Origin of the sequence: Yoonia ponticola (assembly GCF_014199395.1) — a bacterium.
In the GTDB taxonomy this organism is placed as follows: Bacteria; Pseudomonadota; Alphaproteobacteria; order Rhodobacterales; family Rhodobacteraceae; genus Yoonia; species Yoonia ponticola.
The window spans coordinates 65,896-79,009 of sequence record NZ_JACIJM010000008.1; the positions used below are offsets into that span (position 1 = coordinate 65,896).

Sequence of the window (13,114 nt, forward strand, 5' to 3'; positions counted from 1 at the left end):
AGAATGAGGACCGATAAGATTGCCCAAAGTATTATAGTGCTTCAGCCCCCGAAATGATTTCGATCAGCTCGTTGGTAATCACAGCCTGACGCGACCGGTTATAGACGATAGTCAGGTCATCGATCATTTCGCCAGCGTTGCGTGTGGCGTTGTCCATTGCGGACATACGCGCACCCTGCTCAGAGGCGGCATTTTCGAGAAGCGCTGCAAAGATCTGCGTCGCAACACCGCGTGGCAACAGATCAGCCAGAATTTCTTCCTCGGACGGTTCATAATCGTACAAAGGCGCTTCTGCGCTTTCGTCCGCTTCGAACTGTGCGGGGATAACCTGCAAAGCTGTCGGGTGCTGTGTCACAACGTTTTCAAAGCGTGCAAAGAAGATCGTCGCAACGTCGAATTCGCCGCCGTCGAAACGCGCCAACACGTCTTTTGCGATGTTCTGCGCATCCACGTAACCCACGCGTTTCACTTCGGTCAGGTCAACGTGCCCAACAAAGTGATCGCCCAGATCACGTTTCATCGCATCACGGCCTTTTTTACCAACAGTCACGATTTTGACTGTTTTGCCCGCTGCCAGCAGTTTGGCGGCGTGCGTTTTAGCGAGTTTCGCGATGTTGCCGTTAAAGCCACCGCACAAACCACGTTCTGCGGTCATCACGACCAACAGATGTACGTTGTCCGAACCGGTGCCCGACAACAGCTTTGGCGCAGAGGGGGACCCTGCTGCACCAGACGCCAACCCTGCCATCACAGCGTTGAAACGCTCTGTGTAGGGGCGGGACGCCTCAGCTGCGTCTTGGGCGCGGCGCAATTTTGCAGCCGCGACCAATTGCATCGCCTTGGTGATCTTGCGGGTCGATTTGACCGACGCGATCCGATTTTTAAGGTCCTTGAGATTAGGCAAAGCTAGTTCTCCTTATCCTAAGACGATTAAGCGAAGTCTTTTGCGAATGCGTCCAGCGCTGCTTTGATTTTGTCAGCCAGCTCACCTTTAACCTTACGGTCATTTTCGGTGATGTCTTTCAACAAATCAGCATTGTTTGCGCGCAGGTGCTTGAGCATTTCTGCCTCAAAACGACCCACTTGCTTCACGTCAACTTTATCGAGGTAGCCGTTTGTACCCGCAAAGATGACACAGACGATTTCTGCGTTTGTCAGTGGGGAATACTGTGGCTGCTTCATGATCTCAGTCAAACGCGCACCACGGGCCAGCAACTGCTGAGTGGCCGCATCAAGATCGGAACCGAACTGCGCGAATGCAGCCATTTCACGATACTGAGCCAAAGAAAGCTTAACCGGACCAGCAACAGATGCCATCGCTTTTGTCTGTGCGGACGAACCAACACGGGAAACGGACAGACCTGTGTTCACAGCTGGACGGATACCTTGGTAGAACAATTCTGTTTCCAAGAAGATCTGACCGTCAGTGATCGAAATCACGTTTGTCGGAATAAACGCAGAAACGTCGCCACCTTGGGTTTCGATGATCGGCAGCGCCGTCAAAGAACCGGACCCGTTGTCTTCGTTCAATTTGCATGAACGCTCAAGCAGACGGGAGTGAAGGTAGAAAACGTCGCCTGGGTACGCTTCACGGCCTGGTGGGCGACGCAGAAGCAAGGACATTTGACGGTAAGACACAGCTTGCTTGGAAAGGTCATCATAGATGATCAAAGCGTGACGGCCTGCATCGCGGAAGTGCTCTGCCATGGCTGTCGCAGCATATGGTGCAAGGAACTGCATCGGTGCTGGATCGGACGCTGTCGCCGCAACAACGATTGAATATTCAATCGCGCCGGACTCTTCGAGTTTCTTAACCAACTGCGCAACTGTGGACCGTTTTTGGCCGATAGCAACGTAGATACAGTACAGCTTGCCAGAATCGTCGGCTGCTGCATCGTTGTAAGACTTCTGGTTCAGGATCGTGTCGAGCGCGATCGCTGTTTTGCCAGTCTGACGGTCACCAATGATCAATTCGCGCTGACCACGGCCAACTGGGATCATGGAGTCAACGGACTTCAGGCCAGTCGCCATTGGTTCGTGAACAGATTTACGTGGGATAATGCCCGGCGCTTTCGAGTCTGCAATCGCGCGTTTGGTTGTCGCGATTGGACCTTTGCCGTCCAGTGGGTTGCCAAGGCCGTCAACAACGCGACCGAGCAGTTCGTCACCAACAGGAACATCCACAATCGCGTTTGTACGCTTGACTGTGTCGCCTTCTTTAATGTCACGGTCAGACCCGAAGATAACAACACCAACGTTGTCCGCTTCGAGGTTCAATGCCATTCCGCGGATACCACCGGGGAATTCGACCATTTCACCAGCCTGCACATTGTCGAGGCCGTAGATACGCGCAATACCGTCACCGACGGAAAGTACGCGGCCCACTTCGGCCACTTCGGCTTCCTGACCGAAGTTTTTGATCTGGTCCTTAAGGATCGCAGAGATTTCAGACGCTTGGATCGCCATTTATCCGACCTCTTTCATAGTGTTCTGGAGTGCGCTGAGCTTGGATTTGATCGACGTATCGATCATTTTCGAGCCCACTTTAACAATAAGACCGCCGATGATTGTTTCATCCACAGTCTCTTGAATGGTGACGGCTTTGCCGACTTGTGCTTTCAAAGTCGCAGAAAGCTTTTCCATCTGGGCCTTTGACAGAGCTTTGGCAGTCGTGACTTCAGCAGTCACCTCGCCACGCTCTTCGGCCAAACGGTCGCGCAAGACAGTTGTCAATTGTGGCAACACAAACAAACGCCGCTTGGACGCCAGTAGTGTCAGCACATTGCTGGTTGTCTTGGACAATTTCATTTTTGCGGCGATGGCAGTGATTGCCGTCTCTTGCTGGTCCCGGCTGTAAAGCGGGGAGGTCAGCAAAGTACGAAAATCTGCGCTGTCGGCGATTGCGCCGTCCAGTGCAGCCACGTCGGCTTCCAGCGCTTTCAGCGCTTTTTCCTCTTTGGCGAGGTCAAACACAGCCGTCGCATAACGCGCGGCGATGCTTGTGGAGATACCAGCTGTTTCGGACACGTCCACCCTTCCGATGTCTGTCGCTTACACCCTAACCACAAAAAACGCGGTTAACATATAAGCATCTTGTTGGGCCCCCTATGATCCGGAGGCTTCAAAATCTCGTGCGATGTAGCAGAGGGTATATGTCGTCGCAAGCGCAGGCGGCTACAAAAATCGCGAAGTGCGACTTTGTTCCATAAACTTTCCCCCTTGTTTGCGCCAATATGCGGAACGGTTTAGGAACATGCGGCATTTTGTGCACAAATGTCGCACCCTACCCTACGTCGCATTCGAATGATTGGTTTTGTGATTCTTGGACATGACCATTGCCAAACTGCCCTTAGGTAAAGCATGCTTCGCGCATTACCCTAGGAAGGATTTTGTCGTGCGCATTTCACAAAGACAATACGATTCACTTGAAAGCCTTGTTAAATCAAAAGGCCGAAGCAAAGTCGGTCTCGAGCTTACTTTTGCAATTGCGAAGCTGAACCCAAAGAATGGGAACCGCGACCTGAACTCACTTGGCCCCGAGGGGCTCACAAAACTGATCGGCCTACTGCCCAGCGGCACGGGGTCCAGTATGACGTCACCGATTTTAACCAAGCTGAAGCAAAAGGCGCGAACCACACTGGCTGGCACACGTGTCCCACATCTTGATCCTGAATCTTGGCCACAGATTTACCGGATGCAGATGCGTCTGAATAACAGCCGCGGCGGTATCAAAGCCGCACCACTTGGCCAATATTACCAGTTAAACCCGATGGGAATGTCGCTGCGCTCGCCCTTACGCGGTGAACGCATGTGGACGACCTCAGACGCCGGCGATCTACATATCATGGGTCCGTGGGCCGATATTAGTAAAATGTTAGGCGCGAGCAGCGCACGCTTCACAACCAAATTCGGCGATATGTACGATGGCGACGTGAATGTGGAACACGACCGCATGTACGGCCCGCCCAAAGGCGAATCCTCTAATTGGTACGAAAAGATTTCCGCGATGCCAATCTATGTCACGCTCAACGACGGCGCGCTTTTCTCGAAAACCGACGACGAAGGTCAGGTTGTACTGAACGCCCCCGGTGAGATCGTAAACTTGGTCGGCAGCAAAATCACCGCAATCGCAGGGGCAGCGGGACCTGAAAGCCTTGGGAACAAAGTTCTCGACACCATCAGCGAAATCAAAGGCGCGATCGAGGACCACGTTATCCCAGCTGTTCAGATGGGAATGGACGCACACGGCGTTCGTAAAGAGGCCAAACTGAACAAAACGCTTTGCACCCTGACAATCGGGATCGGCCCGATGGGCCGAAATTATAAAGTCGGTAAAGAAAGCATGTCAGCCGCCGAGGTTTTAGTCTTGGCACGCCAGCTTCGTTAACTACTTTCGCGGGTTCTGGCGGTCTCGGGCTTTGGTTTCGGGGCCGTCATCCCTTCGAGAACTTTCAACGGGCGCCGCACCGCATCCGAGATTCCCGGTCGTGTTGGTGTCGCGACTTGCTTGGACACCTCGATAATCAGCACACCACCTGTTGAGAAAATCGGGATATGGTGGCCGATCTTCTCGAACGATCCCGCAAACTTGCGCCAAACCCGTTTCGACGATGGCGGTTGATACAGCGTCGACAGCGACCGTTCCGTCACAAACCGATGCTTGCGCAATTGCGCTTCGAGCTGGCTCATCGAATAAGGTCGCCCGTAACCAAACGGCGTATTATCCGACCGCGACCAGATACCTGCACGGTTAGGCACGACAAAAACCGCCCTGCCCCCCGGCCCCAGCACCCGCCAGCATTCATCTAGCAATGCGGTCGGGTTTTCGGATGTTTCCAGCCCGTGCATCAAAACCAAGCGATCAACGACCCCCGTTTCAATCGGCCACAACGTATCGTGGCACAGAACCGAGACATTCGGATGACCCGCAGGCCAAGGCATCACGCCCTGCGGCCCTGGCATCAATCCAATCACGCGCCTCGCTTGCGGCAAAAACGGCCGCAGCAACGGCACGGCAAAGCCAAAGCCCGCAACCGTATGCCCCTTTACGTTCGGCCACCACGCAACCAGTTGATCGCGGATCACCTTTTGCGCACCACGGCCAAGCGCGCTGCGGTAATAAAAGTTTCGCAGATCAAGAACGTCGAGATGCATTGCAGGGGCCAGTCGTTTGGGTCACTCTGAACGCAACCATAACTATGAAAGCGCATTTTACCATGCCCATCGACGTCATCACCGTGCCTTGCCTGTCCGATAACTACGCCTTTGTGATCGGAAATTCGGACACAGGTGAGGCTGCTGTCGTTGATGTGCCAGAGGCCGCACCGATAAATGCACTTGTGCGGGACCGTGGTTGGACGATCAAAACCGTATTTTTAACGCACCATCACGACGATCACGTCATGGGACTAAGCGCACTTGATCTGGCGGATGATGCGCAGATCATTGGTGCTGCCGCGGATCAACACCGTCTACCGCCCCTGACCCAAGCTGTCAGTGAAGGCGAAACAATTACATTATGTGGCGAACCAGCGCAGATAATCGACGTGTCGGGCCACACAAACGGTCACATCGCAGCCTATATGCCAACGCTTGGCCATGCGTTCACCGCAGACAGCCTAATGGCGCTCGGATGCGGACGCTTGTTCGAAGGCACGCCAGAACAAATGTGGGAAAGCATGCTGAAACTACGCGCCCTGCCCGACGACACTGTGATTTGTTCCGGCCACGAATACACCGCCAGCAACGCAAAATTCGCAGCCACTATTGAACCAGACAATCCGCACCTTATGTCTCGTATCAAGGCGATCACGACCGCCCGTGCCGCCAACCAGCCAACCGTCCCGTCCACACTCGGGCTCGAAAAACAAACCAATCCCTTTCTGCGTGCTGATGATCCGGCACTCAAAGCAACCATCGGGATGCAATCCGCATCCGACAGCGCCGTCTTTGCCGAAATTCGTTCGCGCAAAGATAAGTTCTGACCGAAAACCGGGCAGCTGCCCCCGAAATCGAAACGAACATCCCACTTAATACCAAAAAGTGAGCGATATTCGAAAAAAATACCTTGAAGGTTTGGCTTCGACACCAGACCTTAAGGATAAGAGGCCACGGTTGATCTAACCCGAGATTGACCCCCGATTAAAAGGAGCACCAAACGTGCCATCTTTTTCAACTACACTTGAGCAGTCCATTCACGGTGCCTTGGCGCTTGCCAACGCCCGAAAGCATGAATTGGCGACGCTTGAACATCTTTTATTGGCCTTGATTGATGAACCAGACGCGGCCCGCGTGATGCAGGCTTGTGCGGTCAACCTCGATGAGCTGAAGAAAGACCTCGAAGATTTCATCGACGATGATCTGTCGAACCTGATCACTGATGTTGATGGGTCTGAAGCAGTGCCAACAGCTGCGTTCCAACGCGTTATTCAACGTGCCGCGATCCATGTGCAATCGTCTGGCCGTACCGAAGTGACCGGTGCGAATGTTCTCGTCGCGATCTTTGCTGAACGCGAAAGCAATGCTGCGTACTTCCTGCAAGAACAGGACATGACACGTTACGATGCGGTAAACTTTATCGCGCATGGCGTCGCAAAAGACCCTGCATTTGGCGAAAGCCGCCCGATTTCAGGATCGCCTGACGCGGAAACCGTTGACGCAGGCGAGGCTGAGGACGAAAAATCAGCATTGGCCAAATATTGCGTCGATTTGAATGCAAAAGCTGCCAAAGGTGACGTAGATCCGCTGATCGGTCGCTCGCAAGAGGTAGAACGCTGCATCCAAGTGCTATGCCGTCGCCGCAAAAACAACCCACTTTTGGTGGGCGATCCAGGCGTTGGTAAAACAGCGATTGCCGAAGGTCTTGCATTCAAAATCGTCAATAACGACACGCCAGAAGTACTGTCCAAAGCGACAATCTACTCGCTTGATATGGGCGCTCTGCTGGCAGGCACACGCTACCGTGGTGATTTCGAAGAACGGCTCAAAGCCGTGATGACCGAAATGGAAGACCATCCCGATGCCGTTCTTTTCATTGACGAAATCCACACTGTCATTGGGGCTGGTGCCACGTCCGGCGGTGCTATGGACGCATCGAATTTGCTGAAACCTGCCTTACAGGGCGGCAAACTGCGCTGCATGGGCTCGACGACTTACAAAGAGTTCCGTCAGCACTTTGAAAAAGACCGCGCGCTTGCGCGTCGGTTCCAAAAGATCGACGTCAACGAGCCTTCTGTGGAAGACACGGTCAAAATCCTACGTGGTCTGAAACCGCACTTTGAAGAGCACCACTCGATCAAATACACCGCCGATGCGATCCGGTCCGCCGTAGAACTGGCCGCACGTTATATCAACGACCGTAAACTGCCCGACAAGGCAATCGACGTCATTGACGAAGCAGGCGCTGCGCAACACTTGGTCGCGGAATCGAAACGGCGCAAAACGATTGGCGTCAAGGAAATCGAAGCGGTTGTCGCTAAGATTGCCCGCATTCCGCCAAAGAACGTCACAAAAGACGACGCAGAGGTTCTGAAAGACCTCGAAAAGTCGCTCAAGCGTGTTGTATTTGGTCAGGACGAGGCAATTTCCGCCCTCGCATCCGCAATCAAACTGGCGCGTGCGGGTCTGCGCGAGCCTGAAAAACCAATCGGCAACTACCTGTTCGCAGGGCCAACGGGTGTGGGTAAAACCGAGGTCGCCAAACAGCTTGCCGATACACTTGGTGTAGAATTGCTACGTTTTGACATGTCCGAATACATGGAAAAACACGCTGTTTCGCGGCTAATCGGTGCGCCTCCGGGCTATGTTGGGTTTGACCAAGGCGGCATGCTGACCGATGGCGTGGATCAAAATCCACACTGCGTTTTGCTGCTCGACGAGATGGAAAAAGCACACCCCGACGTCTACAACATTTTGTTGCAGGTGATGGACCACGGGAAACTGACCGACCATAACGGCCGGACCACAGATTTCCGCAACGTGATCCTGATCATGACGTCCAATGCTGGCGCATCCGAAATGTCGAAAAACGCGATGGGCTTTGGCCGTGAAAGCCGCGAAGGTGAAGATACCGCCGCGATTGAACGGACATTCACGCCGGAATTCCGGAACCGTCTCGACGCGATCATCAGCTTCGGCGCTCTGCCGAAACCTGTGATCTTGCGTGTCGTCGAGAAATTTGTGCTTCAGCTTGAGGCGCAATTGATCGACCGGAACGTGCATATCGAACTGACCAACGCTGCCGCTGATTGGCTTGCTGACAAAGGTTATGACCCGAAAATGGGCGCACGCCCGCTATCGCGTGTGATCCAAGAGCACATCAAGAAGCCGCTCGCCGAAGAATTGCTTTTCGGCAAGCTGACAAAAGGTGGTTTGGTCAAGGTTGGCGTGAAAAACGGCAAACTGGACCTGAAATACATGGAACCGGAACAGGGCAAAATCGCAGGCTCCGGTGATCGTCCGCCATTGTTAACCGCTGATTAATATGCGGGGCCATTTGGCGACACTACTAACATCCCTCGCTGCAACTTCTGCGGCGGGGGATATTCCTTTGGCGTTACCGATTGACTGCACGCTTGGCGACACCTGCCATATCCAACAAACTGTTGATCATGATCCGACGTCCGGCGCGTCGGACTTTTCTTGCGGTTTGTTAACTTATGATGGGCACAAAGGAACCGACTTCGCGCTACCGTCGCTCGCTGCACAAGCCGCGGGCGTGAATGTCGTCGCAGCTGCCCCCGGAACAGTACACGGTGTACGGGATGGTATGGCCGACATCTTGCAGATCAGCCCCAACGCGCCGGATGTCACCGAAAAAGAATGCGGAAACGGCGTTGTTGTCAGCCACGGCAACGGCTGGGAAACGCAATATTGCCACCTCGCAAACGGATCTGTCGCAGTGGAAACGGGCGACACCGTAGCAATCGGCACAGTTTTGGGGCAAGTTGGGCTGTCCGGACAAACCCAATTCCCGCACCTGCACCTGTCCGTCCGACACAATGGAAACGTCGTCGACCCATTTGACCCAGATGGCGCGATCACATGTGACGCACCCTCTGATAATACCCTCTGGAGCGACGCAATCGACGTGCCCGCCGGCGGCATAATCACTGCAGGTTTCGCGCCCGCAATCCCTGAATATGCGGACGTGAAAGCAGGCACTGCCAACGCTGGAACCCTTAGACGATCAGACAATCTAGTCGTCTGGGGCTACATCTTTGGCGGCCAAATCGGCGACGAAATCACGTTGACGATCAACGGTCCAGATGGCGAAGTCATTGATCAAACCGTCCTTTTAGACCGCAACCAGTCACAACTTTTCCGCGCAACAGGACGCAAGGCGCCGCGAACTGGCTGGCCTTCCGGTGCTTACACCGGATCAATCGCGTTCATTCGAGGCGATGACATCCTCGACACTGCGACTGCGGCGGTCTCACTACATTAACGCTCTGTCAGCTTGAGCTCGATCCGACGGTTTTGCGCCCGTGCTTCGGCAGTGTTGGCTGTATTGATCGGCTGAAATTGTCCAAAACCATTCGCGGCCAGTCTTTCCGGCGCAATGCCAAGGAAGTCGGTCATATAGCGCACAACCGACAGCGCACGTGCTTGGCTCAACTCCCAATTGTCGCGGTAGCGCCCGCTACCGCCAAGCGGGATGTCGTCCGTGTGACCATCAACGCGAATAACCCAATCGATCCCGTCAGGAATGTCATCCGCAATATCGCGCAAGATACTGGCAATATTGGCAATTTCAGCACGTCCCAACTCTGACAATTCCGCCTGCCCCGGCTGAAATAAAACCTCTGAGGAGAACACAAACCGATCACCTTCGATACGCACGCGGTCTTGGCCTTCCAAAACTTCACGCAGTTGACCAAAGAAATCTGACCGGAACCGTTCCAAATTCTGAGCCTCCTCAGTTAATCGCGCCGCTTCCAACGCAAGCCGATCCGCTTCTGCTTCTTCTAACGCACGCGCACGGCGCTCTTCGGCGGCAACCCGTGCAAGCGCGGTATTGAGCTGCGCACCAAGCGCCTCGATTTGGATATTCGCTTCGGTGTCTTGATCTTCGGCGAGGTTCAATAGACTTTGCAATGTCCCAACCTGTTGACGCAGCTGCGTAATCTGCGCGTTCAACAATGCGACCTGCCTCTGACTTTCGGCTGAAAGCGCTTGTTCTTGCGACAACGCGTCGTTTGCGACGGCAAGCAGCGCGGCATTTTTTTCAGCCTCGTCCGACTGAACTTCCGCGGCACTGGCTGCAGCTAGGGCCTTCGCTAACTGCGCCCCGAGGTCCGCATTTTCCGTTGCAGTGGCGCCTTCTGACTGCCTCAATGCAGCCAACTCTGCCGCCAATCGTTCGTTCTCGACAACCGCATTTGCCAATTGATCCTGTAACGTTTCACGCGCAATCGCACCGGAAACCTGCGTTTCTTCGATAGTCGCGAGTTCCGCCTCAACAGATTGTTTCGCCAGCAATAGCGCCGCCAATTCCGCATCCAGATCATCGCGGGCGGCATCTGCCGCAGCGAGCAAGGTTAACGTTTCTTCCGCCTCTTGCCGCTTTTCTTCGAGCGCCAGTGTCATCGCCGTCAACTCAGTATCTGCATTCGCAAGTCTAGCGCGTAACGCTTCGGCCGCTGCAGCCTCAGACAATTGTTGGGCTTCCAACGCGCTAAGCTGTTCAGTTTGCGTGTTATTTTCGCTCTGAAGCGCCGCAATCCGACCCGCATCCGCCTGTGCTGTTGTCTCAAGATCATCAACCAACGCCTGCAACGCATCGGCCTGCGCGGCGGCTAAACGTGCTGTTTCGGCCTGCGCATCAACCTCTGTACGGGCTTGGGCCAAGGCAAGATTTAACGTTTCTGCCTGCGTCGTTAACCGCGATTGTTCAGCTTCGAGACCCGCAATTTGCTGATTTGCGGCACTGCGATCCGCCAGTAATCCCGCGACCTGCGCCTCGAATGACGTAATTTCGTTTTGCGCCTCGTCCAACGCAGCAATCTGCGCCTCGCGCTCAGTCAAAAGCGTTACAATTCGGTTCGCTTGATTCGAAATCTCCGCGTTCGCGTCATTCAAATTCCGCGACAAATCAGCGCTTCTGGATTCCTCGAGACCCAGCGCAGACGAAAGTGCGGCAACCTCAGTCGACAGGTCATTCAACTGGTTTTCTTGGCCCGTAATCGTTTCCCGTAAGACAAACTGGATCACCATAAAAATGGTTAACACGAACATCAAAACCAACAACAAACCCGTCATCGCATCGACAAAGCCTGGCCAAATGGCGTTTTGAAACCGTCCAGAAGATCGTCGCGACAACGCCATGTTATTCCGCCGCAGGACGTCCGCGCGTCCCTTTTATTGTCCGTGAAAGGCCCGCAATGTCAGACCTGATATCTGCCATCGTTTCTTGTCGACCTGCGGACATTTCTTCGAGAATTCGCAGCAATTGCACATCAATCGACCGCAACCGCATACGACTTTCGGCATCAAGCCCATCTACACCGCCTGCTTCTAGGCTTCCAATCAAACGTTCCTGACCCTCTGCGATCCGCAGCAACAAAGCCGATTGGTCATTTTCAGCCTCGCGCCCAAACGCCAACGTTTCAACGGCGATGGTCAGCTTTTCGAGCCGTTCATCAACCTTCGTGCGATTAGTATCGGACTGCGCAAACATGACGGACATCGTTTCCATCTGCTCCGCGAGGTTGTCTATAAATCCGGCTAACGCACCACTACCCGTCGTGTCCCCGTCGTCGTTCGCGGAAACACTAAGGCGCGTAATCGTTGACAACCACTCTTCAAGTTCTTGGTAAAAACGGTTCTGCCCTTGCGTCGCGAACAGCTCTAACAAGCCGACGATCAACGACCCAGCAAGACCCAAAAGCGAAGACGAAAACGCCGTGCCCATGCCGCCTAGTTGGCTTTCCAGCCCTGCTTGCAAGCGGCTGAAAATGTCTGCGCCGCTTTGACCTTCTTCTGGCGAGAGCGACCTGATGGTTTCAACCAGCGCGGGCACTGTCGTCGCAAGTCCGTAAAACGTGCCCAAAAGCCCAAGGAAAATCAGTGTATTACCGATGTATCGCGTGATCTCGCGGACTTCGTCGATGCGCTGCCCGACGGATTCCAAGATCGAGCGACCAGACGATGACGACAATTGTGACCGCGCACCACGCGACCGCAACAATGTCGCGAGGGGTGCCAATAACGACGGGGCGGTGGTCAGATGGTGCCCTGCCCGCTCGGCTGCAAAACCTTCAATCCATTGCACAGAATACATCAACTGAACAACCTGCCGAAAACACAGCACGACGCCGATCACAAAGACCGCGAAAATCGCTCCGTTCAGAACAGGGTTCGACCAATAGATCGCTAACAATGGCGCACGGCCCACGTAAAACCCGGCCCCAACGAGGCCAAGCACAATGAGCATGGTGGTGATTTGGCCCACTGGTTGCGAAAATTGCGGTGTGGGTTTGCGTTCCGTCATATCTGACACGGGCATTTGGCCTCTGCTGCTCTATATCTTGTAGCAAAGCATAGTCAGAACCATACGGAAACCAACCGATTTTATGCAGCCGCTTTGATTTGCTGCACCCGTGCGACAAGCCAATCCATATCAGGGTCAGGAATATGCAATTCGGCCAACAACTGGGCCGTATTAAACAGATATTCCGTGTTCGGACCGCGCCCACCAACAGCCGCCGCGATCATCTGCGCCTGTTTTTCGAGATCGAACTGACAATACTGAACATGCCCTGGATTGATAACATAGGCGAGCGCTGTGATCTCGCGCCCGTCATCCGCTTGTAAAGTCACATGTTTTTCGAGGTACGCCGACGACACCAACTCGCGTTCGCGCAAATATGCGAGCACCGTTTCAGCCTGATCTTCATGAACCTTTAACGCCAGTCCGGTACACGTCGCATTCGCCTCGTCCAACGCCAGAACCAACCCCGGGTCTTCGTCCGTGCCCCGATGATGGATCGACAACATGCAGAATGACCGATGATAACCGGGCAAGGTCGCGCGGACCTTTTCCACCGGTTCAAATCCTGGATTCCACAACAATGATCCGTATCCAAATACCCAAAATGCCATGCCGCTGGTCCTT

The 13,114-nt window shown here is 54.1% G+C and carries 11 protein-coding genes; 4 read left to right on the plus strand and 7 right to left on the minus strand.

Annotation, left to right across the window (positions count from 1 at the left end; all coding sequences use genetic code 11):
• Nucleotides 1-31 precede the first annotated feature (31 nt).
• The 3 genes from FHS72_RS13640 to FHS72_RS13650 are packed head-to-tail and all read right to left on the minus strand — an operon-like array spanning nucleotide 32 to nucleotide 3,027.
• The gene (locus FHS72_RS13640) at nucleotides 32-904 is read right to left on the minus strand and encodes a F0F1 ATP synthase subunit gamma (RefSeq protein WP_183530069.1); all 873 of its coding nucleotides are present in this window, start codon (nucleotides 902-904) and stop codon (nucleotides 32-34) included.
• A gap of 26 nt (nucleotides 905-930) precedes the next feature.
• On the minus strand, nucleotides 931-2,466 hold the full coding sequence (gene atpA / locus FHS72_RS13645; protein WP_183530071.1) for a F0F1 ATP synthase subunit alpha: 1,536 nt from the start codon (nucleotides 2,464-2,466) through the stop codon (nucleotides 931-933).
• Nucleotides 2,467-3,027: a F0F1 ATP synthase subunit delta gene (locus FHS72_RS13650; protein WP_183530073.1), complete on the minus strand. Its 561-nt coding sequence runs from the start codon at nucleotides 3,025-3,027 to the stop codon at nucleotides 2,467-2,469.
• A gap of 562 nt (nucleotides 3,028-3,589) precedes the next feature.
• Here FHS72_RS13650 and FHS72_RS13655 point away from each other — a divergent pair.
• The gene (locus tag FHS72_RS13655) at nucleotides 3,590-4,387 is read left to right on the plus strand and encodes a hypothetical protein (RefSeq protein ID WP_183530075.1); all 798 of its coding nucleotides are present in this window, start codon (nucleotides 3,590-3,592) and stop codon (nucleotides 4,385-4,387) included.
• Here FHS72_RS13655 and FHS72_RS13660 read toward each other — a convergent pair.
• Nucleotides 4,384-5,154, minus strand: a complete 771-nt coding sequence (locus FHS72_RS13660; protein WP_183530077.1) for a class I SAM-dependent methyltransferase — start codon at nucleotides 5,152-5,154, stop codon at nucleotides 4,384-4,386. The genes FHS72_RS13655 and FHS72_RS13660 overlap by 4 nt on opposite strands.
• Before the next feature lie 62 nt (nucleotides 5,155-5,216).
• Between FHS72_RS13660 and gloB the strand changes: the two genes are divergently transcribed.
• The 3 genes from gloB to FHS72_RS13675 all read left to right on the plus strand — a co-directional run bounded on the left by gloB (nucleotide 5,217) and on the right by FHS72_RS13675 (nucleotide 9,445).
• Nucleotides 5,217-5,984: a hydroxyacylglutathione hydrolase gene (gloB, locus tag FHS72_RS13665; protein WP_183530079.1), complete on the plus strand. Its 768-nt coding sequence runs from the start codon at nucleotides 5,217-5,219 to the stop codon at nucleotides 5,982-5,984.
• A gap of 175 nt (nucleotides 5,985-6,159) precedes the next feature.
• Nucleotides 6,160-8,481, plus strand: a complete 2,322-nt coding sequence (gene clpA / locus FHS72_RS13670; protein ID WP_183530081.1) for an ATP-dependent Clp protease ATP-binding subunit ClpA — start codon at nucleotides 6,160-6,162, stop codon at nucleotides 8,479-8,481.
• 13 nt (nucleotides 8,482-8,494) lie between these two features.
• Complete coding sequence (locus tag FHS72_RS13675; RefSeq protein ID WP_246414694.1) at nucleotides 8,495-9,445, plus strand: M23 family metallopeptidase; 951 nt, start codon at nucleotides 8,495-8,497, stop codon at nucleotides 9,443-9,445.
• Here the strand turns inward: FHS72_RS13675 and FHS72_RS13680 are convergent.
• From FHS72_RS13680 to FHS72_RS13690, 3 genes are all read right to left on the minus strand, one after another.
• The gene (locus FHS72_RS13680; RefSeq protein WP_183530085.1) at nucleotides 9,442-11,325 is read right to left on the minus strand and encodes a peptidoglycan -binding protein; all 1,884 of its coding nucleotides are present in this window, start codon (nucleotides 11,323-11,325) and stop codon (nucleotides 9,442-9,444) included. The genes FHS72_RS13675 and FHS72_RS13680 overlap by 4 nt on opposite strands.
• Nucleotide 11,326: 1 nt before the next feature.
• Nucleotides 11,327-12,490 carry a biopolymer transporter ExbB gene (locus tag FHS72_RS13685; RefSeq protein ID WP_183530229.1) on the minus strand — a complete coding sequence of 388 codons (1,164 nt, stop codon included), beginning with the start codon at nucleotides 12,488-12,490 and terminating at the stop codon, nucleotides 11,327-11,329.
• Nucleotides 12,491-12,570: 80 nt separating this feature from the next.
• Complete coding sequence (locus FHS72_RS13690; protein WP_183530087.1) at nucleotides 12,571-13,101, minus strand: gamma-glutamylcyclotransferase; 531 nt, start codon at nucleotides 13,099-13,101, stop codon at nucleotides 12,571-12,573.
• Between the last annotated feature and the right edge of the window lie 13 nt (nucleotides 13,102-13,114).